Consider the following 23849-nt stretch of genomic DNA (forward strand, 5'->3'; position numbering starts at 1 on the left):
TATGTAGATGGGCCTAAACTGTTAATAAATATAATAAAAAAGACAGGTAAAACCTGCCTTTTCTATTTATATTTATTAATTATCTTTCTCATATCTCCAATCATATAAAGCGAGCCAGATATAAGAAGCATATCTTCTTTATTGCAATAACTTAAGGCCTTATTGTATGCTTCTTTATAATCTTCAATTACCTCTACATTTGGATTTACTTTTTTTACTTCCTTTGAAAGCTCTTCGGCTAGTTCAGCTCTCTCAGAATTAGGCGTTACTGCAATAACTTTTTTTGCTTTAGGTGCTATAATGTTGATCATTGCCTCTACCTGCTTGTCTGCTAGTATGCCTAAAATTAAAATAATGTTATTGTAATTAAAACAAGTATCAATACTTTCTGAAAGCTTTTTTATTCCATCTATATTGTGTGCACCATCTAATATCACTAAAGGATTATTTCTCATAACCTCTAATCTGCCGGGCCACTTGACTTTTCTTAAGCCATTAATTATATCAGTTTCACTTATAGAAGCTCCAAGCCTCTTTAATTCCTCTACCGCATGTAAAACTACTGCACAATTTAAAAGCTGATGCTTCCCTAAGAGAGATAACTCCACTTCATAATTTTTTTCATCAGTATTGATTTCTATCTTTTGAAGAAATTTTTGATTATCATTAATTACATCAACAAACCTAGCACAATGTTCTTTAACCTCTATGAGCCATGAATTTCTTTCTTCGCATATCTTTTCTATAACTTTATAACTTTCCTCCACTTGCGGATACAACACTAAAGGAATTCCTTCCTTAATTATACCTGCCTTTTCGTAAGCAATTTCGGCTAAAGTATCACCAAGAATTTTCATATGGTCATAGCTTACTGAAGTTATAATACTTAAAATAGGCGTAATAACATTTGTTGAATCTAGCCTTCCTCCAAGTCCAACTTCAACAACAGCATAATCCACCTTTTGATTATAAAAATATAAAAACATAGCACAAGTTATAATTTCAAACTCAGTTGGGTGCTCGTAGCCAAGCTGCATAACCCTATCAACTGCTGCTGATACAGCTGTTACAACATCACTCAAATGATCTTTAGGTATATTAACTCCATTAATTTGAATTCTCTCTTCAAATTCTTCAAGAAATGGTGATGTGTACATTCCAACCTTGTAGCCAGCTTCCTTTAGAATTTCAGAAAGCATTGCAGTTGTAGAACCTTTGCCATTTGTGCCGGCTATATGTATACATTTTAACTTTTTATGAGGATTTCCCAAAGATTCAAGTATCTTTTCAGTTCTTTCAAGACCATAATTACTGCCAAACTTTGCAGTGTTTTGAATGTATTGCATAGCTTCAGTGTAATTCAAAGTATCACCTCCAACACAATATCGCTAACAAAAGCTAATGTAGAATTTAAAATTTAGAATGTAGAATCAAAAATTCTACATTCTTCATTCTTCATTTACATAAGGCTTTCTATTCTCTGCAATACTGCTTCAAGCATTTCCTTATACTTTTCACCTTTTGCTCTCTCTTCTTCTACAACCTCTGCTGGAGCTTTACTTACAAATCTTTCATTAGAAAGCTTCTTTTCAACTCTGTCAATTTCTCCTAAAAGCTTTGTTTTTTCCTTATTAAGTCTTTCGAGCTCTTTTTCTCTATCAACAAGATCAAGAAGAGGTATATATATTTCCGCTCCTGTAGTTACAACTGAAACTGAATTTTCAGGTATTCCTTCCTTTGAAGCAAGTATATTAAGTTCTGAAGCTGAAGCAAGCTTTTCAAAGTAAATATCTCCAGCTTTGAAAGCATTTAAAGCTTCGCTGCTTACATAAGCCATAAGCTTTGCCTTTCTTGAAGGAGGTACGTTCATTTCTGCCCTTACATTTCTAATGCTTCTTATTGCATCAATTACAAAATTCATATCTTCTTCTGCTTCTTTGTTGCTTAGTTTTTCATCATACTCAGGCCACTTTGAAATGGTTATTGATTCATATTCAGGTTCTAAATGAGTATAAATTTCTTCAGTTATAAATGGCATAATTGGATGAAGAAGCTGCAGACTTGTAGTTAATACCTTATAAAGTACATTAAAGGCAATACCCTTTTGTCTTTCATCATTTCCGTAGAAAACTGGTTTAACAAGCTCTATATACCAATCGCAAAGTTCTGTCCAAATAAAGTCGTATATCTTTTGTGAGGCTATTCCAAACTCAAACTTTTCTATATTATCAGTAACTTCAGATACTACTGTATTTAATCTCGATAATATCCATTTGTCTGCTAGAGTATATTCTTTTTCATTTTTATACTTTTCCATTACACCTTTATCAAGATTCATCATAACAAATCTTGAAGCATTCCAAATCTTATTTGCAAAGTTTCTAGCAGCTTCAACCTTCTCCATCTGGAATCTGATATCGCTTCCCATTGAGTTTCCTGTTATAAGCATGAATCTAAGTGCATCTGCTCCGTATTCATCTATAACATCAAGGGGATCAATTCCGTTGCCTAAGGACTTAGACATTTTTTTGCCTTCAGCATCTCTAATTATTCCATGCATTAATACAGTGTCAAAAGGAATTTCCTTCATATTATGAATTCCTGAGAAAATCATTCTTGCAACCCAGAAAAATATTATATCATAGCCTGTTACAAGAGTATTTGTTGGGTAGAAATACTTTAGATCCTCACTTTCATTCGGCCAGCCTAAAGTTGAGAACGGCCATAAAGCTGAACTGAACCAAGTATCTAGAACATCAGTATCCTGCTCTAGGTTACTGCTGCTGCATTTGCTGCAGGAAGTTGGAGTGTCCATGGAAACTATCATTTCACCACAGTCCTTGCAGTACCAAACAGGAATTCTATGTCCCCACCAAAGCTGTCTTGATATACACCAATCCTGAATATTTTCCATCCAGTTATAATATATTTTTTCAAATCTTTCAGGAACAAATTTGATTTTCTTTTCTCTTACTACTTCTATAGCTGGCTTTGCAAGAGTTTCCATCTTAACATACCACTGCTTTGAAATCATCGGTTCAACAGTAGTCCTGCATCTATCATGGCAGCCTACATTGTGAGTATGCTCTTTTACCTTTACTAGATACCCTTGCTCTTCAAGGTCTTTTACTATAGCCTTTCTAGCTTCGTATCTATCCATACCGGCATACTTTCCGCCAACATAATTTATTGTTCCATCATCATTCATCATTTTTATTTCAGGAAGATTATGTCTCTTTCCTACCTGATAATCATTAGGATCATGAGCTGGTGTTATTTTTACCGCCCCTGTTCCGAACTCTAAATCAACATAATCATCAGCTATTATAGGAATTTCTCTATCCACTAAAGGAAGATTTAAAGTTTTGCCTACAAGATGAGAATACCTTTCATCCTTTGGATTTACAGCTACTGCTGTATCTCCCAGCATTGTTTCAGGACGAGTTGTTGCAATTTCTAAAAACTCGCTGCTGCCTACTACAGGATATTTAATATGCCAAAAGTGTCCAGCCTGTTCGCTGTATTCTATTTCTGCATCAGACAATGCAGTTTTACATTTAGGACACCAATTAGTTATTCTATTACCTTGATAGATAAGTCCTTCGTTATACAGCTTAACAAAAACTGTTCTAACCGCTTTGTTTAAATTTTCATCCATAGTAAAAGCTTCTCTTGTAAAATCTGCAGAAGCTCCAAGCTTTTTAAGCTGCTGTCTTATTCTTTCTCTATATTCATCAGTCCATTCCCAAACCTTGTCAAGGAATGCTTCTCTTCCCATTTCCTTTTTCTTTAATCCCTGCTTTAAAAGCTCATTTTCTACTTTTACTTCTGTTGCTATACTTGCATGATCTTCTCCTGGAAGCCAAAGAGCACTATAACCCTGCATTCTTTTAACTCTGATTAAAAAGTCTTGCAAAGTATTGTCTAAAGCATGACCTAAATGAAGCTTTCCTGTTATATTTGGAGGAGGCATAATAATTGTATAAGGCTTTTTATTTTTATCCACCTTTGGAGTAAAGTACTTCTTATCTTCCCAATTCTTATAAATTCTTTCTTCAAATTCTTTTGGATTGTACGTTGTAGCTAAGTTTTTTGATTCTTCCATTTATCTCATCTCCTAAATATTATTTTTTACAAATAAAAAAGTCTTCATCCATAAAAGGACGAAGACATAATACTCGCGGTACCACCTTTTTTCCTACAGGCCATAGCCTTATAGGCTCTTAATACTTTAACGGTTCAGAAAAACCGTCTTTGCCTACTAAATTCAGCAAAGAAGCTCCAAAGCTACCTTCAAGATCACTTGTATAGAAGGTCTTACAGCCGCTGAACCTTCCTCTCTTAATACTCCTTAACCTTTACTCCTCTTTATCAAAGCTTATTTTGTAATTATTATGCTTTTATTACTAATTATTATACTATTATTTTACATACTGTCAACTATATATTAAAAATTAATTATAAACCTGCTTCTTTAAACTTATGCTCCATAAATTCAGTTATCTTATGGAAAGGCTTTTTAAATATAACCATAATTAAGAATATAAAAGCAAAAATGAGCAGGGCATTTATATTTGCATATACATTTTTCCAGATAGGGCCTGCAATCGCTTCTCTAAATCCATTTATGGCATAAGTAAAGGGCCATAAAGGCTGCAGTACTCCAAATATTTCCGGATTAGTCTGTATAGGATAGATTCCACCAGAACCGGCAATTTGAAACACCATTATAATAACTGCTATTGCTTTGCCTACATTTCCAAAAATGGACACCAAGGTGAAAATTATAGTCGTAAAAACAATTCCTGTCAGTAATCCGAATAAAAGCATTAACTTAAAGTTCTCTGGATTTACACCTAAAATATATTTATCACCAAAGATTATAATGGTTGACTGAATAAGAGACAGTGATAAAAATAAAAGCATTTTCCCAAAGTGCTGCTGCTTAAGCGTAAGCTTTTCTCCATCATCAAAATTCTTACATTCTACAGACAATAAAGCACAAGCTAATAATGAACCTACCCATATAGCAAGTACTGAATAGAAAGGCGTAAGACCTACACCAAATATTCCAGATCCATATATATCTGTTTCATTTACATCTATTGGAGATGATAGAAAGCTTGCTATATCGTTCGGATTCATTTCCAATAATTTTATAATTTGATTTAAATTCTTTTCATTTAAATCTTTCATCTTGCTGCTTAATTCATTTAATTGCTGTTGTATTGAAGAAAGTTTTGAGCTAAGTTCATTTGCCTGTTCTACAGAGAGTTTACTGCTGGCTATTCCAAAATTAGCAAGAGCATCTAACTGCGGCACAATTACCTTAGTGCTTTCCAAAATCAAATTAAGATTATCAAGGCTAACTACCAGTCCATCAGAAATACTGTTTAGAACTGGAAGTGCACCAGTATAAAAAATATTTGATGCTGTACTAGCTTGACTAGTAAGCTGATTATTAGTTGCAGAAAGAGAATCTAATGATGAATCAACATTATCCTTTGAAGAATTAGCTGTATACATTTTTTTTGTTTCATTTATTTTTCCAGCTTGGGCATCTGTTACCTTCTTCAAATCTGTCAATGAATTTATCAGATTCTTTAAATTATTGTTAGGTTTTACAGAGTCAATAGAATTAAGATAGTTTATATCATTAATAGCAATTTTGCTTAAAGACTCATTTAAATTAGTTAACTGATTTAATAAACTAGTTATTGTATTACTATCTGAACTGCTGCTTCCTGACCTTAAACTATCAACTACATTTTGAAACTGCTGAGTTGTTGATTGTATCTGTATTAAGTCACTGCTAAGATTGCTTGCGGTGTTATTAACAGTCTGTTTAGTTGATAGCACTAATTCCTTGCTGGCTTCAGTTGATTTTTGAAGACTGTTTATCTGCTCAGTCAATTTAGGAAGACTAGTCTTAAATTTGTTTAAATAATTCTGCAGATTTTCAGAGTTTGAGTTCGCATCACTAATGACCTTTTTAATGCTGTCAATATTATTATTAGCCTCCGCTGCCGTATCTCTTAGCTGAAGTATTTTTGATTTATCTACATTTAATTTCCCGCCAATATCGTTTAGTGTTTTAAAAGCTTCATTATTTACAGTAGCAATAAAATTACTTTTAACGTTATCTGCCAACTGATTTTTAGCTGCATTTGTTATCTTAGCTGCAATGGCATTTAATTTTTGATTAACTCTGTAGGTTATATAAGGCTTAGTTGGACTAACGCTGGTTAGGCTTGTAAGTTCCTTTGAAAAACTATTTGGGATTTCTATTAGAGCATAATATTTTCCTTCATTTAACCCATAATTAGCCTGCCATTCATCCACAAACTGCCAACCGATATTTTTATTGTTTTTTAATTGTTTAATAATTTCATTACCAACATTTATATTCTTACCATTAAAAACAGAACCCTCATCTTTATTTATAACAGCTACTGGGAGATTTCCAGTATTTGCATACGGATCCCAGCAGGCCGCGATATTTATCCATGCGTATAGTGAAGGCAATATGCTAAGTCCTATCATAATTACAATAGCTGCTGGATTTCTAGCAATAGTTTTTAAATCCCTAATATAAATTTTAAAGATTTTTCTCATATAGTACCTCCTTTAGCAACATACCTCTTATTCCCCTATTCCTGATTCTTTAAATTTAGTTTCAAATCTATGAACTAATTTATGAAGAGGTTCTTTAAAGTAATAACCCACTAAGATGAATACTGCCGCGAATAAGATTAATGCTGCAAAATCCCATACAACTTTTGATATTATAGGCCCTGCTACAGCTTCCCTAAAGCCTCCTATACTATAGGTAAAAGGAAACAAAGGCTGAAGTATTCTAAATATAAGAGGATCAACCTGTATTGGGTAGGTTCCCCCGCTACCAGCCAGCTGAATAATCATATAAACAATATTTAAAGCTTTGCCGAAGTTTCCAAGAATAGATACCATAGTAAATGTTATTATAGAAAAAGTAAATGATGAAACCATTGCAAAGATAATCATAAGTACTGTATATTGGCTATATACTCCTAAGAGCAGCTTATCACCTACCGAAACAATAAAAGCTTGTATTACAGCAAGTGTAATAAATGTAAGCATTTTGCCAAAATGCTGTTCTCTAAGGCTTATATTTTCAATTCCATCAAAATAAGAAACCTCTGTTTTAAGTATAGAAGTTAAAATAAGGCATCCAACCCAGAGAGCCAAAACTGTATATACTGGAGACATTGCAGATCCATAGTTTGGTATACCATATATAGATTCTTCTCTTAATTCAAATGGAGAAGATATAAAATTACCCATAAATTGCGGATTGCTTTGAAGTATCGTTATTATTTGAATTAAATCATTATTATTAACCTGTTGAAATTTATCGCTTAACTGACTAATAATATCCTTAAATTGATAAAGTCTGCGGTTTAAATCTCCAGAAACCTTATAGGAAACATTTGTACCTTCAATGGAGGTATTTATAATATTATCAATTTGTGAAGACATCCCTGAAGCAGATTTTAAAAGATCAGAAGCATCATTGGTTGCCGTAATTAAGCTATTAAATATTTTGTTAAGTGATGCTTTTGTACTGCTGTTATATTGCTTAGAGGAATTTATCAGATTTGTATTCGCCTTTAAAATACTATCATTTAAAGAATTCAAAAGATTTTTATTTAACTCATTTGATTTATTAAATTGCTGCTGCAAATTAGTGCCTTTATCTTTAGCATCATTTAATGAAGTCTGTGTGCATTTTAAAGAAGCAATAAGATTTGCTGTTTCTGCATTTGGACTGGCAGCATTCAATGTTTCAAGATATTTAATAATTGGGGTAATTCCATTTATCATTGCATCAATTTGAGCATTAATAGTATAAATTGTTGAGTTTACAGCTGAGCTATTTGTCGCTGCAATTCCATTGTTAAGACTTTGAATCAAATCATGAGTTTTATTTACTGAAGCCTCTGCACTGTTTAGACTCAGCTGAATATTGTCTAAAGAAGCATTTAATGTTTTTTGAGTTGAATTAATTAAATCCTTTTTACTTTGATTATTTTGCTGTAAAGTATTAATGCCGCCGCTTACTGAAGGCATAGTTGTCTTTAGTTCTAATAATAATGTATTTAAATTTTTAGAATTACCATTAATATTTTCAAGAACACTTGTTATAGCATCCATGTTTTTATCTATTTGTATAATATTATCTTTTAAATTTATCAAATTCTGTTTATTCTTTTCTGCGTTTTCTCCAACCTCATTTAATTTTGAAAATGCAGTTTCATTAACTGTAGCAATAAAACTTGAAGTTATTTGCCCTACTAACGCACTTTTTGCTGATCCTGTTATTTTTGTAGCAATTGGATTTGATTTTGTATCTACCTTATAATTTATTCTTGGCTTCTTAGCATTGTCTGTAAGTATGCTTGTAAATCTTGCTGAAAAGTCTTCAGGGATTTCAATTACTGCATAATATGTACCATCCATTACCCCTAATTCAGCCTCTTTGTCACCAACAAATTTCCAACCGATATTATGGTTCTTTTTAAGATTCTCTACAACTTCATTTCCAACATTAATATCCTTTTCTTTAAAGGATGTACCTTTATCCTTATTAACAACAGCTATAGGAATATTATTTGTCTTTTCATAAGGATCCCAGCAGGCCTTAATATTTACCCAGGCGTATAATGAAGGTATAACGCAAACACCAATTATGATAATCAGAGCCACAGGATTCTTTATAACATTTTTCAAATCTCTTTTATATATTTTTAAAATACTCTTCATTATTTCACCTCTTGAGAATATCATCTTTCAAAACGATATTATTCGACATGCATTTGGATTATAAGACATTTTGATCCAAATTACAAGCTTAATTCCAGCTTAAGTCTTAATAGTATTATTCACATTGGTTTTTAAAAATATAAATCTAATTTTATATTTATAATTTCACATATTTATGAGTTTATGGTAAAATGGTTGAAAAATAAATGTATACTTTCTATAAATTAATTAATATAATAGCGTACATCAAGGAGGTAAAAATGAAAGTAATAATAGACAGATTTGAAGAAAATTTTGCAGTTTGCGAAAAAGAAAGCGGAGAAATGATTAATATAGAAGTGATTAAACTACCCATTCATGCCAAAGAAGGAGATATTCTTATAATTGAAGGCAATGCAATTTCAATTGACGAAAAGTGCACAAAAGCCAGGAAAGAAAAGATTAAGAAATTAGCTGAGGATTTATGGGAGTAAGAATACCTATATAGCTAAAAAGCTATTGAAATCTCATTCCTACCCCTATATTCCCCATATGGTATATTCATAATAGATAAATTCAAATCAATTTCTTAGTAAATAATCTTTTACTTCTGATAAATTACTGTATATTTTATCAGAAAGTCTTCTCATTTCCTCATCAGGTTCTTTTAAATCAGTAACATTAATACTTATCATTTCACCATTACATGCAGCCTTTATTCCTGCAGGTGAATCTTCTATAACAACGCAATTTTGAGGAGCTGCTTTCATACCTTCCGCAGCCTTCAGAAATATTTCAGGATCAGGCTTTGAATTTACTACATCATCACCACAAATTATAACTGAGAATCTATCTTTTATTCCCACCATCTTCAGCAGACTAATTGCCCTTTCTCTGCTTGTGGATGTTGCTAAAGCTATTTTATACCTGTTTTCCACTAGGAAATCTAACAGTTCAAATGCCCCTTCTTTTACAGGAACACCTTTTTCCTCTATAAATTTATGCATGTCCACTTCTTTTTCATCACGAATTTTTTCTACCGGAAAATCTTCTCCATATAATTTAAAAAGAATTTTATTAACATCACTTCGTTTTCTGCCCATTAAAGATACGTATGCTTCTTTACTCATACTATACCCATGTTTTTTCATAACCTCTTGCCAAATTTTAAAGGATACTCTTTCTGTATCAAGTAATGTTCCATCCATATCAAAAATAATACCTTCTATTTTTTTCATAAGTCCCTCCATCTATATCCTAATATATATCTATTTTACACAAAAACATGTTAAAAGTAAAAAATCATAATGCCTCGCATTTTCAATTTTAATGCGAAACATTATGATTTAGTATACTTTATTGTTTTAAAGCCTGCTTACAAATTCCTTTCCATATTCACGACATCTTTTAAGTCCTTCTTCATCAGGTCTCCACTTCTCTTTTATTCCATCGTTTATTATTTCAAAACCGCCTTCTTTTAATTCTTCAGTAATCATTTTTACACTTTCACCGCCCCATCCAAAGCTTCCAAAAGCGGCTGCCTTTTTATCTTTAAATCTAAGCCCTCTCATCATCTCTAAAATAGCCGCTGTTGAAGAAAGAATCCCATTATTGATAGTACAAGAACCTACAAGTATAGCTTTTGACTTAAATACTTCCGTTATAATATCATTTTTATCTGATTTTCCTGAATTATATATCTTAACAACAACATCTTTATTCGATTCTTTGATACCTTCAGCAATAGCTTCAGCCATTCTTCTTGTGCTGTTCCACATACTGTCATAGATTAAAGTTATCTGATTTTCCTTATAGTTTTGAGCCCACTCCATATATTTATTTATTATTTGACTTGGATTATCTCTCCAAATAATTCCGTGGCTGGTGCATATCATATCCACTGGGAGGTTAAAACTTAATACCTCCTGAATTTTCTTTACTACAAAAGAGCTGTATGGAGTTAATATGTTTGCATAATATTTTATTGCTTCCTGCATAAGTTCATCATAATCCGCCTTATCATTAAACATTAACTCGGAAGCATAATGCTGACCGAATGCATCATTACTAAATAGTATATTTTCACCGTTGTAGTATGTAAACATAGTATCAGGCCAGTGAAGCATTCTAGCTTCTATAAAAGTTAATTTATTTTTTCCAATATCCAAAGTGTCTCCTGTTTTTACAGTTACAAAGTTCCAATCCTCATGGCAATGACCTTTTATTATATCTTTGCCATTTTTAGTACAGTATATTGGAGTATCCGGTATTTCCTTCATAAGATCAATTAAAGCTCCGCTGTGATCAGGTTCAGCATGATTCATTATTATATAGTCTATTTTCTTTAAGTCAATTTCATTTTTTAAATTAGAAACAAACTCCTTTGAAAATGGGACCCATACAGTATCCATTAGAACTGTTTTTTCATCTCTTATTAAATACGAGTTATAAGAGCTTCCCCTATGTGTAGAATATTCTTCTCCATGAAAACTTCTTAATTCCCAATCAATTTTCCCTACCCATGTAACCGTGTTGGTAATTTTAAAACTCATAATACTTCCTCCATTAAATTAATATAAATCATATTATTTTTCATACTAATTATCATTTGTCAAATGCAGCATTTATATTACTCAGAAACAACTACAACTATTAATTTATACTGCAGCCGCGGATTTTACTGACCTTTCCTTCTTTGCTAATGCAAGCAATAGTCCAAGAGCAATTGATAAGAATGCTGATACAAGAACTCTATACTGTGACGGAAGTAAAAATACTATTGTATGAGCAGGTATCCAGAAAAATGGGCATGTTTTTAGCCATGTAAATTCGACTAAGGAGTTCCAGTCGTTTTTATCAATAAGCGCTTTTAATGATACACTGCCGCCGTTTTTTTCATACCTTGTATCAACATACATATCCGTAAATCTATGAAATACCATCATCATAGGCCCAAATGTAACATTCATAACAGCACTGCCAAAGAATGCCTGAGCTATAGCTGAACCCTTAAACGGAAGCTTTCCTGACACTTGTGCAGCTGCTGTTCCTCCCATATATATAGTAAACATAAGAGTTACCATTATTCCTATAATTCCCCATACAGCTGCCTTATAAAAAAGTCCCTTAGGAATAGTCCACTCGCCTTTCAAGATTCTAATTCCAAGTAAATCACCCATACTTGCTAATATTGCAAACTTTATGAAACCTCCCTGGTATGGATACACCTCTGTAAACCTAATAAACATAACTCGAGAAGCCGGCACTACTAAAATAAGTATCCATAAAAGCAAAGCCGCTCCCCATAATAAATCCCCCTTTTTCATCCTTACACCCCTTTATTTAACTTAATTTGCTTAACATCTTATAGCAATAAATTACTACAACAAATTGTACATTAACGATAATTAATTATATCATATATTTTACTTTTTTGATTATCATAACCAAATGTATCCAAAATATGTTACTAAACCCATTATATTTTCTTTAGTCCCTACTAATTTATGACTTTAGTCCCTAGAAAAATATTATGAAATCATTTAAAATATATTTTATATGACATTTTGAAGAATTATTTTTATCAGGAGAAAAATGAGATGAATGACGTGCTTACAAAAGATATAATATCATTGAGAATCACAATTATTAAAGAAAAAAAAGACTATTACATTGGAAAAGATTTTAACGGTAGTAAGTATAAGTTACTAAAAAATGAAGACTGTAAACACCTAAAGGTTGGAGATGATAGATATCATTATGTAGAAAAGTTAGGGAGCACCATATTTTTTAAAGATGTATTACGTCTACTTAGTAAGGATGAGGAATACGAATTGTCAAAAAGCAATAGAATTTCTTCACTATCTGAACTTGGTATAAGTATGAGTAATTTATAGCAAGCGGCATCAAACACCGCTTGTTTCTATTTCTCTTCATTTAAAATCCGCTTCATCCTACTTTATCTATATTCCCTGTTTTCAAATTCAATAAATTTATCTTCAAGATAGGGATCAAAATAGCTGCACGTTCCTTTTACACATCAAAATATCTATCTTTTAGTTTATTAGACAAAGTTTCTACTATATTATTAGCTTCCTCCTCAGATAAATTTTCTATTAAAATAACAAATTCACCACCTCCGAGTCTCCCTGCTATACCATTATATTTACTTAAAAGTTCTTTTAAAGTATTTGATATTTGGACTAAAATCTGGTTTCCTGTTAAATTATCAGTAACACCAATATGCTTGTACACATCTCCTTGAAAACTTATCTTCTTACAAATTTTCTGTATCTTTTTTCTTAAATTATAGTATGAAAGTAGGCATCCTTAAATTAGCTAAGGATGCCTACTTTATTTAATAATTATATTCACTCAGGTTTAAGATAAATTATTTTAGATTACTTTCGTAAGCTTCAACCATTTTCTTAACCATTTGTCCGCCTACTGATCCAGCTTCTCTTGAAGTTAAATCTCCGTTGTAACCTTCCTTAAGACTAACCCCAACTTCACTAGCTGCTTCCATTTTAAATCTATTTAAACCTTCCTTAGCTTGTGGTACTAAAACTCTGTTGCTTCTGTTTGACATATTGAATTCCTCCTTCATAATAATTATTATTTAAATATAATTATGTGCAATTACACTCTTTTTACACTATAAAACTACTGCCATAGCTCCCACATTAAACCACTACAAGATTTATACAATATATAATTTAATTAAAAAATAAACTATTAACACAATATCTTAATAAATCATACTATGAAGTATATTACAATTTTATACGGAGGTATATGTATGAAGAGAAAATACTTAACTTTATTTTAATTGGTGAAACCTTTATCGGTTGCAAGAATGTAATGAAAAAAACAGGAATAAATACCTTGTTTTTTATATAAATAGGCCTTCTGGAGAAAAACTATTGCTTTTACACTTAATGATAATATAGAAAATGTTCTTTACTCATCCAATTAAAACATAAGTAATACAATTATTAATAAAGCTGAAATGCAATCTGCTATAAAAATATTGAATTCAGCATTCAATATTTTCTATCCTATACTGCTAAAATTTAAAAAGCTGCAGATTGATTTAAATATACTTAAATCAATCTACAGCTTTCAACTCTTTACCATATATTTGTTCAACTGTACCCTAAACTTATTAATATATAACTATTAATTCTAATATTCAATTAAACACTAAATTCTTAACCTATTTTTCAGGGAATACTTTTATTAATCCTTTTATTAAAAGGTATATCATAATAAGTACTACAAATATACCTCCCATTCCGAAAACTAACACCTTTAAAGATTCATTGAAAGTTGCAATTGCTAAACTATCCATCTATATCACCCGCCTAAAATTTGATAAGGTTTAATATTAATCCACCAGCTATAACAGAAGCTATCTGACCTGCTACGTTAGCTCCTACAGCATGCATTAATAAAAAGTTTTGATTATCTTCCTTTTGAGCCATCTTTTGAATTACTCTCGCAGACATAGGAAAGGCAGAAATTCCAGCAGCTCCAACCATTGGATTTACCTTATTCTTTAGGAATAGGTTTAGGAATTTAGCAAATAGTACTCCGCCTATAGTATCAAAAATAAATGCTACTAGTCCAAGCCCAATTACCATAGCAGTTCTTAAGCTAACAAAATCTTCTGCTCTCATAGAAGAAGCAATTGTAATTCCAAGAAGTAAGGTTATTATATTTACAAGTTCGTTCTGTGCAGTTTTTGATAGTCTTTCAAGCACTCCACATTCTCTTATGAGGTTACCAAACATTAAGAAGCCTATTAATGAAACTGAAGTTGGCGCTATAAGTCCTGCAACAACAGTAACTAATATAGGAAATAGTATTTTTGTTTTCTTTGATATGTTAGAAGCCTTATAAGGCATTCTAATCATTCTTTCCTTCTTCGTAGTAACTAGCCTTATAGCAGCCGGCTGTATAACTGGTACAAGTGACATATAAGAATAAGCCGCCACTGTAATTGGTGCTATAAGACTGCTCTTGAAGTAATTAGCAACAAATATTGAAGTTGGACCGTCTGCAGCTCCAATTATACCTATTGAAGCCGCATCCTTTAAGCTAAATCCTAGTAGTGCTGCTGCACAGATAGTAAAGAATATACCAAACTGAGCTGCTGCTCCAAATAATAACATGAAAGGGTTTGAAAGAAGTGGTCCGAAGTCTATCATTGCTCCTATGCCTATAAATAATAATAGAGGGAACATTTCTGTGGAAATTCCGCCATTGAAAAGAAAATCTAGTATTCCATCCACCTTAGTTCCGTTAATCATCTGATTTATGGCTCCGGAGAAAGGTATATTAACTAATATAGCTCCAAAGCCCATTGGTAAAAGTAGTGCTGGTTCAAAATCTTTTGCAATAGCTAAGTAAATCAAAAGACCTCCTATACACCACATTATGATTTGCTGATAAGTAATAGCTTGTATACCATCAAGTAAAAATCCCATTGTATGTTATCCTCCTATATTCCTTTGAATCACATAAGGATTATTAAACCTTATTTCTCCTATTTATGAATTAATTATCCAATTTGAACAAGTAAATCTCCAGGATTTACTGCATCTCCTTTTGCAACTCCAACCGAAAGTATCTTACCATCTACTGGAGAAACTATTTCATTTTCCATTTTCATAGCTTCTAACACTAGAAGTAGTTGTCCCTTTTTTATCGTATCTCCAACAGCGACTGATACACTTACAATGCTTCCTGGCATAGGAGCTTCAATTTTTTGTCCTCCTGATACTGGTACAGTGCTTGGAGCCGAAGTCTTAGGCGCAGCTTTAGCCGCTTCAGTAGCAGCAGCATAGCTTTCTGCAGTTACTTCCTCCATTTCAACTTCATACACCTTGTCATTTAGCTTTATAACATACTTTTTCATATTTTAAATCCTCCCGTACTCTTAAACTATTTAATTCTTTTTATACTGGAAATATGGAAGTAGGAATCTGGCTTATCCTTTCCAGCCATAATTGAGGCTGCAAGCGCAACTACCAATTTATCCTCTTCATCTACTTGAAGGCTTGTCTGTGCATCTTGTCTATTTTCAATTTGAGCCTCAACAGTTTCTTCTTGTGTACTATTAAACAGTCTTTTTAGTGAATCTAATAGTCCCATTCTAATCCCTCCTGGCATCTGCACTTTTGCTACATAGTTACATAAATGTAATGTACCTTTTCTTCGCTATTCTCAGACTCTGCTGCTTCTTTTCCAGTAATCCTGTAATCAAAGAACTTTTTAGCAACCTGTGGGAATAAAGCATAGGAAAGTACATCTTCCATTGAGGAAGCTAAATCGCCAATTTCGACTTTATATTTCTCAAGCTCCGGCTGCAGCAGATCAGCTGGTCTAACAGTTACAACCTCTTCATCACCAATAATTCTCTTTCTTATTTCATCACTGATTGGTGCAGGTGAAGCTCCGTAAAGTCCTTTTACATATTCTTTTATTTCTTTTGGAACCATTTTGTATCTTTCTCCGGTTAGTACATTGAACACAGCTTGTGTTCCTACCATCTGACTAAGCGGTGTTACAAGTGGAGGAAAACCTAAATCCTCTCTTACTCTTGGTACTTCTCTTAAAACTTCTTCGTATTTATCTTCAGCTCGTTGTGCTTTTAGCTGTGATAAAAGATTTGAAAGCATCCCTCCTGGAACCTTGTAGGATAAAGTCTTCGGATCAACATCCATAACCTTAGGGTCAAGTATGCCTTCTTTTCTGTACTTCTCTTTAATAGGCTTGAAATAGTCAGCTATCTCTCCTAATAAATCCACATTAATCTCTGGGGCACGATTACCCTCTTTAAGCGTAATTACCATTGACTCTGTTGATGGCTGGGAAGTTCCTTCTCCAAATGGAGAGATTGCTGTATCAATTATATCTACACCTGCTTCTACAGCCATTAAATAAGTCATGGATGCAATTCCGCTTGTACTGTGTGTGTGAAGCTCAATTGGAATCTTAACTGCTTCCTTTAACTTATTAACTAGTTCGTAAGCTGAGTGAGGAGTTAGTATACCTGCCATATCCTTTATACAGATAGAGTCTGCACCCAGAGCTTCCATTTTCTTTGAAAGTTCAACAAAATATTCAGTAGTATGAACTCTGCTTGTAGTGTAGCTTATTGCACACTGACAATGAGCTCCTGCTTTCTTAATTGCTTTAATAGAAGTTTCTAAATTTCTTAAATCATTTAAAGCATCGAAAACTCTGATTATATCTATTCCGTTTTCTACGGATTTCTTTATAAACTCTTCTACAACATCATCCGGGTAATGCTTGTAGCCTAATAGGTTCTGCCCTCTTAAAAGCATTTGAAGCTTAGTATTTTTAACTCTTTTACGAATTTCTCTTAGTCTTTCCCATGGGTCCTCATTAAGAAAACGAAGGCAGGCATCGAAAGTTGCCCCTCCCCAAACTTCTAGTGAGTAGTATCCGACTTTGTCCATCTTCTCTAGAATAGGAAGTATTTCTTCTGTTTTAAGTCTTGTAGCAATAAGGGATTGATGTCCGTCTCTTAGTGCTGTTTCTGTTATTTTAATTGAATTCACTATATAACCTCCTCGTACAATCGGAAATAATTAAATGCCATTGCCCTTATATGAGTTATTAAAGTGTCGACATCGTGCCTTCTTGACCTGCCGCACTCAAAAGCACCTTTTTTGCACAACAAACATTTTCTTTGCCCAATTCCAAGCTTCTCTCTAGAAACTTGGCTTCCATCTGAATTTATTATGTCAAAATCAAACAATCTTCCTAAAGGATGTTTTTCCTCTATTGAAGTACTGAGCTTCTTTATTGGGATTGCAGCTACGTCAACAACAGCAAAATACTCTGGTCCGCTTTTTTTGTACCATACCTTTTCATGAACTATGTCTACGAAAGCTTGATCCAGCTTCCGATTAAGTTCTGAAAGCCCTACATCAAAAATTTGCTTTATAAGTGGGCTGTACTTTACAGGACCGGGTATATTCAGTTTATAAGAGATAACTGTCCTTTTGTAGCCTCTTAATAAATAGTCATGATACCTTACTCTTACATCTCTTGCTTCCATAATATCTTGCACACTTTGTTCTTGACCACAAAAGTGCTTACCCACTTATAATCACCATCCTATTTTACTTTTCTAACTACATCTATTACAGTTCCATCTCTATATTCGATTATTGCAACAACTTGATTATCAAACTCTATTTTGTCTGGAACCCCCACTATACGGAAGGCTTTTTCCTTAAGTTCTTCAATTGTAACAAGTGGAAGGCCTGCCGCTTTGTAAGATTCAATAAGGTCAGTTCTTTTTGGATTTACAGCTACACCAGCCTCTGTAACAACTACATCTATACTTTCACCTGGTGTTATAACTGTTGTCACTTCTTCAACAACACAAGGAATTCTCCCACGAATTAATGGACTAACTATTACAGATAATTTTGCTGAAGCAGCTGTATCACAATGTCCGCCCGAAGCTCCTCTTAAAACTCCTTCAGAACCGGTTATAACATTTACGTTAAAATCTGTATCTATCTCTAGTGCTGATAATACAACTACGTCAAGCTTGCTTGCTATGCATCCTTTATTGTGAGGATTTGCGTAGAAGGACGCATCTATCTCATGATGATTTGGATTCTTAGCAATTGAATCTACACCTACTAAATCAAAATCTTGTACATCGTAAATGTGCTTTATCAGGCCTTCTTCGTGCATTTCAACTATAGGCTTAGTTATTCCGCCTAATGCAAAGCTTGCCTTAATATTATTTTCCATCATTTCATCCTTTAAGAATCTGCTTACAGCTAAAGCTGATCCGCCTGTCCCTGTTTGGAAAGAGAAGCCATCCTTAAAGTATGGGGATTTTGTTATAACCTGTCTTGCATATTCAGCAATTAAAAGTTCCTTTGGATTCTTTGTGTATCTTGTAGCACCAGAAGCTATCCCCTTAGGATCTCCTATAGAATCAATTTTAACTACATAATCAACATAGGTTTGATTTATACTTGCTGGCATATTGGGGAATTCTACTATTGTATCAGTTAAAATTATTACTTTATCTGCATACTGAGCATCTACCATTGCATAGCCTAAGGAACCACAATTAGCTGTACCCCTTGAACCGCTTGCGTTACCGAATTCATCTGCAGCCGGGGCTCCTAAGAATGCAACATCCACTTTAATATCTCCTGCTTCTACAGCTCTTGCTCTTCCGCCGTGAGATCTGATTATAACAGGCTCTTTTAATATTCCATTAGAGATTGCTTCAGCTAAAGCCCCTCTTAACCCGCTTGCTGTAATCTTTGTGATTACTCCATTTTTAATGTGTTCTATAAGCGGCTTGTGTACGCTTCCTAAGGAACTTGAAGCAAGTGTCAAATTCTTTATTCCCAGTTTAGCAATTGCATCTACTACAGAATTAAGTATATAGTCTCCCTCTCTAAAGTGATGGTGGAAGGATATTGTCATTCCATCTTTTAATCCACTCTTTACAATAGCCTCTTCAATGCTATTTAAAAGCTTTTTATCATCTGGTTTTATCGGTTTTATTTTTGGAGTTGTTTTTACGACTTCATCCATATTTTCAAATTGACCTTGGAAAAGCTTTCTGCCTTTTAAAATTTCATCTGGAATTTCTCTTCCGATAATATTCTTCATGTTACTTCCTCCTCATTTTATTTGTCGGCACGTGGCAGCCTTAACCCGCCGACTGCCGTCGGCTAGTTTGCCCGTTTAAGTCCATTTAGGACTTAAACCTCCTTATATACCCCTGCTGCAGCAGCTAGCTGAAGTACCCTTTCAGCTCTGTCTACAATAGGTTTATCAATCATCTTGCCATTTAAGGAGATTACACCCAAGCCTTTTTCTTCTGCATCTTTTGCGGCATTAACAACTGCAATTGATTTGCTTATTTCTTGAGAAGTTGGTGTATATATTTCGTGAACAGGCTTAATTTGTCTTGGATTAATAACTGATTTACCATCAAAACCAAGCTGTTTTATAAGTTCAACCTCTCTTCTAAAACCTTCCTCATTGTCAACTTCAGTGTATACAGTATCTATAGCATAGATCCCGGCGGCTCTTGCAGCAATAATTATCTGAGATCTTGCTCCTAGAAGCTCCATTCCGTCCGGATATCTTTTTGTTTTCATATTTGTGACATAGTCTTCTGCTCCAAGCGCTACAGCAATAAGTCTCTTGCTTGCAGTTGCAATCTCATAAGCATTTATTACTCCTATTGGACTTTCTATAGCTGCCATCATCTTAGTGCTACCAACTTCTCTTCCACACTTTCTCTCTACTTCTTCTATAACAGCTTCAACTGCGTGAATATCTTCTTTTTTTTCAGTCTTTGGAAGTCTTACAACATCCACTCCTGCCCTAACAACAGCTTCTATGTCATCTCTTCCAAAAGGTGTATCAAGAGCATTTACTCTTACAACTAACTCTGTCTTACCGTAATCGATTGTTTTTAGTGCATTATAAACTAGAAATCTTGCGGAATCCTTCTCAGTTATAGCAACGGCATCTTCAAGGTCAAACATAATGGAGTCAGCTCCATATATATATGCATCCTTCACCATACCTGGGTTGCTTGCTGGAAGGAACATCATGGTTCTTCTTAAACGATCCATTATTCAATTACCTCCCAATCAAACTTTTCTTTGATTCCTGCTGCTCTGTAAGCTGCAGCTTGTACTCTTGCTTTTATAGTACAATCTAAGGCGCCCTTATCATTTGCTGTAACTTTAGCGCCTTCTACTCTTAAACTTTCCAGAGTTTCCTTTATAACTTTTCTTATTTGTCTTCCAAATTGTTTTTCCACATTGCTTTTCAGTTCAATTTCTATTCCTGCTTCTTCCTTTGGTTCAATAAATATTTGAATATCACTTGATTCCAAAGTTCCTGCTATAGCATTATTTAAAAGTTTCATCCTAACCCCTCCTATTACTATAGGTTTTACTTTCTAATTCAAATGCAATCATATATTGGTGTAAATGTACTGCATCATTTTCACTTTTCAATGTTATTATAAAATACTAAAGCTGCTTACCCAAGTTTTTTTGATGTTCTTGCTTGTATTTTTCGTGTTTTTTTGACAAGGCTAAAAGGCTGCCCGGATATATACTAATATCTTTTGGCAGCCTAGTCTTAATTACATAACTATTTTTAATTTATTTAATAAACAACTTAATCATTATATTTATATTTCATAAAGTTTTGGTTTTCTTATAACATCCAGTATTGAACCATCTCTGCTCTCCAGTATCGCCACCACCTTGTCCTCAAATTCCAGTTGTTCCGGTTTTCCACACATTTCATATGCCATGTCTCTTAATTCTTCTATTGTATATATAGGAAGTTTGGAATCCTTCAGTGCCTCAATTAAGTCTTTTCTTAAAGGATTAATTGCAATACCGTAATCAGTAACTATTACATCAACAACTTCACCTGGAGTAGTTACTGTTACTACTCTGTCACAGATTGTAGGTATCCTGCTTCTTACCAGTGGAGCTACAATAATGGAACATTTTGAACCTGATGCAGTATCCGGATGTCCTCCCGGTGCTCCTCTTAATATACCATCAGAACCTGTAACCACATTTACGTTAAAGTTTACATCCACCTCTAATGCTCCTAAAATAACAAAATCAAGCTTGTTAACAAGGGCACCGTTATTTCTGGGATTAGCATACTGAGAGGTAGAGATTTCAAAATGATTAGGATTATTTTTAATGGATTCAATTGACCCCGCATCAAAGGCCTGAGCATTCACTACGCATTTTACAAAACCGTCATCCAAAAGGTCGCACATTGGCTTTGTTATACCTCCAAGAGCGAAACTCATTATAATTCCTGCCTTCTCAAGATATGGACGAAGAAGCAAATTTACCGCTAATGCTGCACCTCCCCCTCCTGTCTGAAAGGAAAAGCCGTCCTTGAAAAATGGTGAATTAACCATTATGCGCGTACAATAGTCAGCCATCATAAGTTCTCTTGGATCACTAGTTAAACGAATAATATTGCTTACAATCTTCTTAGGATCTCCAATCTCATCAACAACTACCACATAGTCTACATCTACAGCCTGAATACTTGGAGGAAAATTAGGATAATCTACTAAACAATCAGTTATTATCACTACCTTGTCCGCATATTTTGCATCCACCATTGAATAAGACAGTACACCGCAATCGGACTTTCCTCCTATGCCTCTTGCATTTCCATAGGGATCAGAAGTTGGTGCTCCAATAAATGCTACATCAATATGAACTTCTCCTTCTTCTATAGCTCTTACTCTGCCTCCATGGGACCTGATAATTGCTGTTTTCTTCAATTTTCCTGTAGAAATCGCCTCTCCGATTTTACCTCTTACTCCGGATGTCTGAATTCCAGTTATAGTTCCGTTCTCTATATATTTGCCAATAGGGTCATGCGCATCCCCTAATGAGCTGGCACAAATGGTAATATCTTTGATTCCTAATTTAGCAATTTCCTCAACCACCATATTAACTACATAATCTCCGTCACGAAAATGATGGTGAAAGGAAATAGTCATTCCATCTTTAAGACCACACTTTAAAATAGCTTCTCTAATGAATGAAATAATTTTATCATTCTCCTGGTTAGGAGTGCCTTGAAAGGCTCTTCTATTTATTAATAATTCGTCAGGAATTTCCCTCAGAGCTTTATTAAGCATCTTACAATCCCCCCTTATATACACCGGCTGCTTTGGCAAGAGCAATTGTTCTCTCAGCACCTTCTAAAAATGCAATATCTATCATTTTTCCTTCTACCATGAATACACCCACACCAGTTTCTGCATTTTCTTTAATAGCTCTTACTATCTTTTCTGCTTGTCGGATTTCCAGCTCGGTTGGAGTGAAAATCCTATGAACTATTTCAATCTGTTTTGGACTTATAATAGATTTTCCATCAAATCCAAGCTGCTTTATAAGCTTTACTTCTGTCTCAAAAACATCCATTTTATCAAGCTCTGTGTACGCAGTATCGAAGCACTGTATACCGGCAAGCTTAGCCGCATTTAAAACCATTCCCCTGGCGAAGGCCATTTCCTGACCATCATCGTATCTTCTGGTTCCCATAGTTCTCATGTAGTCCCCTGCTCCAATGGCAATTCCCATTAATCTGCCAGTAGATTCGCAAAGCTCTACAGCATTAAATATACCTCTTGGAGATTCAATAGCAGCCATCATCAGTGTGGAACCTTGAGGTCTTCCAAATTCCTTTTCTGCCTTTTCAATTTCTTCTTCTACCGCTTTTATTTCGCTGACATATTCACATTTTGGAAGGCGTATGCAGTCGCAGCCGCCGGCTACAGATACTCTTATATCTTCTTTCCAATAAGAAGTGTTCAAGCCGTTAATTCTCACAACTCTTTCAACTCCTCTGTAATTTACTTCTATTAAAGTATGGTACAATGAAAATCTTGCTGTATCCTTCTGATTTTCTGCCACCGCATCCTCCAAATCAAAGATAACAGAGTCTGCTCTGTATACGTAGGCGTCCTTCATAAGACTCGGCTTTTGAGCATTTAAGAACATCATAGTTCTTCTAAGACGTTTTTTATTAGGATTCATTACTTAACCCCACCTCCATGTATTCCTTTTTCTGCACGTTCAGATTATTAATCTTTACGCCCCATGGGATACTATCATACTTCTCTATGGAACGATAAACTGCGCCTTCAACTCTTGCTTTTATAGTGCAGTCTAAAGCCCCCTTATCAACAATGCTGACTTTTGCCTCTGTCACTTCTAAGTTATTTAGAGTTTCCAACACCACTTTTTTAATCTGTTTTCCATACTGTCTGAGCACACTGCTTTTTATTGACAGCTCAATTCCATTACCCTCATTTGGCTCAATGGTAACAAGAACATCGCAGGATTCAAGCGTACCTGCGATGGCAACTTTTTTCAATTTCAATTAGTTAGCCTCCTTTATGAAACCGTTTATTGACTTCTGTAACTATAGTTTAGTACACTATAATCAATAATTAAAATATTAAAACATTATATTTA

Annotated in this window: 23 protein-coding genes and 1 other annotated feature; of the genes, 2 read left to right on the forward strand and 21 right to left on the reverse strand. The window is 33.9% G+C overall.

Annotation, left to right across the window (positions count from 1 at the left end; genetic code table 11):
• Positions 1–62: 62 nt before the first annotated feature.
• From JK636_RS20930 to JK636_RS20945, 4 genes are all read right to left on the reverse strand, one after another.
• A complete protein-coding gene (locus tag JK636_RS20930; RefSeq protein ID WP_202750920.1) occupies positions 63–1364 on the reverse strand; it encodes a bifunctional folylpolyglutamate synthase/dihydrofolate synthase in 1302 nt (433 codons plus the stop codon).
• A 95-nt stretch (positions 1365–1459) separates the two neighbouring features.
• Positions 1460–4105: a valine--tRNA ligase gene (locus JK636_RS20935; RefSeq protein ID WP_202750921.1), complete on the reverse strand. Its 2646-nt coding sequence runs from the start codon at positions 4103–4105 to the stop codon at positions 1460–1462.
• Positions 4106–4156: 51 nt separating this feature from the next.
• Positions 4157–4384, reverse strand: a binding site (T-box leader).
• Between the two features lie 74 nt (positions 4385–4458).
• The gene (locus JK636_RS20940; RefSeq protein WP_202750922.1) at positions 4459–6615 is read right to left on the reverse strand and encodes a YhgE/Pip domain-containing protein; all 2157 of its coding nucleotides are present in this window, start codon (positions 6613–6615) and stop codon (positions 4459–4461) included.
• Between the two features lie 27 nt (positions 6616–6642).
• The gene (locus JK636_RS20945; RefSeq protein WP_202750923.1) at positions 6643–8802 is read right to left on the reverse strand and encodes a YhgE/Pip domain-containing protein; all 2160 of its coding nucleotides are present in this window, start codon (positions 8800–8802) and stop codon (positions 6643–6645) included.
• 260 nt (positions 8803–9062) lie between these two features.
• Here JK636_RS20945 and JK636_RS20950 point away from each other — a divergent pair, with 260 nt between their 5' ends.
• Positions 9063–9275, forward strand: coding sequence for a DUF3006 domain-containing protein (locus tag JK636_RS20950; protein WP_202750924.1), 213 nt, complete (start codon positions 9063–9065; stop codon positions 9273–9275).
• A gap of 87 nt (positions 9276–9362) precedes the next feature.
• Here the strand turns inward: JK636_RS20950 and JK636_RS20955 are convergent, their stop codons facing one another.
• The 3 genes from JK636_RS20955 to JK636_RS20965 form a co-directional block, all read right to left on the reverse strand.
• The gene (locus JK636_RS20955; protein ID WP_202750925.1) at positions 9363–10019 is read right to left on the reverse strand and encodes an HAD family hydrolase; all 657 of its coding nucleotides are present in this window, start codon (positions 10017–10019) and stop codon (positions 9363–9365) included.
• Between the two features lie 126 nt (positions 10020–10145).
• The gene (locus JK636_RS20960) at positions 10146–11333 is read right to left on the reverse strand and encodes an anaerobic nitric oxide reductase flavorubredoxin (protein WP_202750926.1); all 1188 of its coding nucleotides are present in this window, start codon (positions 11331–11333) and stop codon (positions 10146–10148) included.
• A 105-nt stretch (positions 11334–11438) separates the two neighbouring features.
• A complete protein-coding gene (locus tag JK636_RS20965; protein WP_202750927.1) occupies positions 11439–12107 on the reverse strand; it encodes a hypothetical protein in 669 nt (222 codons plus the stop codon).
• A gap of 273 nt (positions 12108–12380) precedes the next feature.
• Between JK636_RS20965 and JK636_RS20970 the strand changes: the two genes are divergently transcribed.
• Positions 12381–12677, forward strand: a complete 297-nt coding sequence (locus tag JK636_RS20970; protein ID WP_202750928.1) for a hypothetical protein — start codon at positions 12381–12383, stop codon at positions 12675–12677.
• Positions 12678–12813: 136 nt separating this feature from the next.
• On the opposite strand, the gene JK636_RS23725 is transcribed toward JK636_RS20970, so the two are convergent.
• From JK636_RS23725 to citD (JK636_RS21035), 14 genes are all read right to left on the reverse strand, one after another.
• A complete protein-coding gene (locus JK636_RS23725; RefSeq protein ID WP_202750929.1) occupies positions 12814–13035 on the reverse strand; it encodes a diguanylate cyclase domain-containing protein in 222 nt (73 codons plus the stop codon).
• Between the two features lie 136 nt (positions 13036–13171).
• On the reverse strand, positions 13172–13369 hold the full coding sequence (locus JK636_RS20980; protein ID WP_202750930.1) for an alpha/beta-type small acid-soluble spore protein: 198 nt from the start codon (positions 13367–13369) through the stop codon (positions 13172–13174).
• 627 nt (positions 13370–13996) lie between these two features.
• Positions 13997–14131, reverse strand: coding sequence for an OadG-related small transporter subunit (locus JK636_RS23955; protein ID WP_274601632.1), 135 nt, complete (start codon positions 14129–14131; stop codon positions 13997–13999).
• A gap of 13 nt (positions 14132–14144) precedes the next feature.
• Positions 14145–15269 carry a sodium ion-translocating decarboxylase subunit beta gene (locus tag JK636_RS20985; RefSeq protein WP_202750931.1) on the reverse strand — a complete coding sequence of 375 codons (1125 nt, stop codon included), beginning with the start codon at positions 15267–15269 and terminating at the stop codon, positions 14145–14147.
• Between the two features lie 74 nt (positions 15270–15343).
• Positions 15344–15700, reverse strand: a complete 357-nt coding sequence (locus tag JK636_RS20990) for a biotin/lipoyl-containing protein (protein ID WP_202750932.1) — start codon at positions 15698–15700, stop codon at positions 15344–15346.
• Between the two features lie 26 nt (positions 15701–15726).
• A complete protein-coding gene (locus JK636_RS20995; RefSeq protein ID WP_202750933.1) occupies positions 15727–15936 on the reverse strand; it encodes a hypothetical protein in 210 nt (69 codons plus the stop codon).
• 29 nt (positions 15937–15965) lie between these two features.
• Positions 15966–17369 carry an oxaloacetate decarboxylase subunit alpha gene (locus tag JK636_RS21000; protein WP_202750934.1) on the reverse strand — a complete coding sequence of 468 codons (1404 nt, stop codon included), beginning with the start codon at positions 17367–17369 and terminating at the stop codon, positions 15966–15968.
• The gene (gene citX / locus JK636_RS21005) at positions 17369–17917 is read right to left on the reverse strand and encodes a citrate lyase holo-[acyl-carrier protein] synthase (protein ID WP_202750935.1); all 549 of its coding nucleotides are present in this window, start codon (positions 17915–17917) and stop codon (positions 17369–17371) included. Before citX ends, JK636_RS21000 begins: the two co-directional genes overlap by 1 nt.
• Before the next feature lie 14 nt (positions 17918–17931).
• Complete coding sequence (gene citF / locus JK636_RS21010; RefSeq protein WP_202750936.1) at positions 17932–19464, reverse strand: citrate lyase subunit alpha; 1533 nt, start codon at positions 19462–19464, stop codon at positions 17932–17934.
• Positions 19465–19556: 92 nt separating this feature from the next.
• Positions 19557–20441, reverse strand: coding sequence for a citrate (pro-3S)-lyase subunit beta (gene citE / locus JK636_RS21015; RefSeq protein ID WP_202750937.1), 885 nt, complete (start codon positions 20439–20441; stop codon positions 19557–19559).
• A complete protein-coding gene (gene citD, locus JK636_RS21020; protein WP_202750938.1) occupies positions 20441–20740 on the reverse strand; it encodes a citrate lyase acyl carrier protein in 300 nt (99 codons plus the stop codon). The genes citE and citD (JK636_RS21020) overlap by 1 nt, the downstream gene beginning before the upstream one ends.
• A gap of 270 nt (positions 20741–21010) precedes the next feature.
• Positions 21011–22507: a citrate lyase subunit alpha gene (gene citF, locus JK636_RS21025; RefSeq protein ID WP_202750939.1), complete on the reverse strand. Its 1497-nt coding sequence runs from the start codon at positions 22505–22507 to the stop codon at positions 21011–21013.
• A gap of 1 nt (position 22508) precedes the next feature.
• Positions 22509–23408, reverse strand: a complete 900-nt coding sequence (locus JK636_RS21030) for an aldolase/citrate lyase family protein (protein WP_202750940.1) — start codon at positions 23406–23408, stop codon at positions 22509–22511.
• Positions 23398–23754: a citrate lyase acyl carrier protein gene (gene citD / locus JK636_RS21035; protein WP_202750941.1), complete on the reverse strand. Its 357-nt coding sequence runs from the start codon at positions 23752–23754 to the stop codon at positions 23398–23400. Before citD (JK636_RS21035) ends, JK636_RS21030 begins: the two co-directional genes overlap by 11 nt.
• Positions 23755–23849 lie beyond the last annotated feature (95 nt).

It is taken from the genome of Clostridium rhizosphaerae, assembly GCF_016765585.1.
Taxonomy (GTDB): Bacteria; Bacillota; Clostridia; order Clostridiales; family Clostridiaceae; genus Clostridium_AT; species Clostridium_AT rhizosphaerae.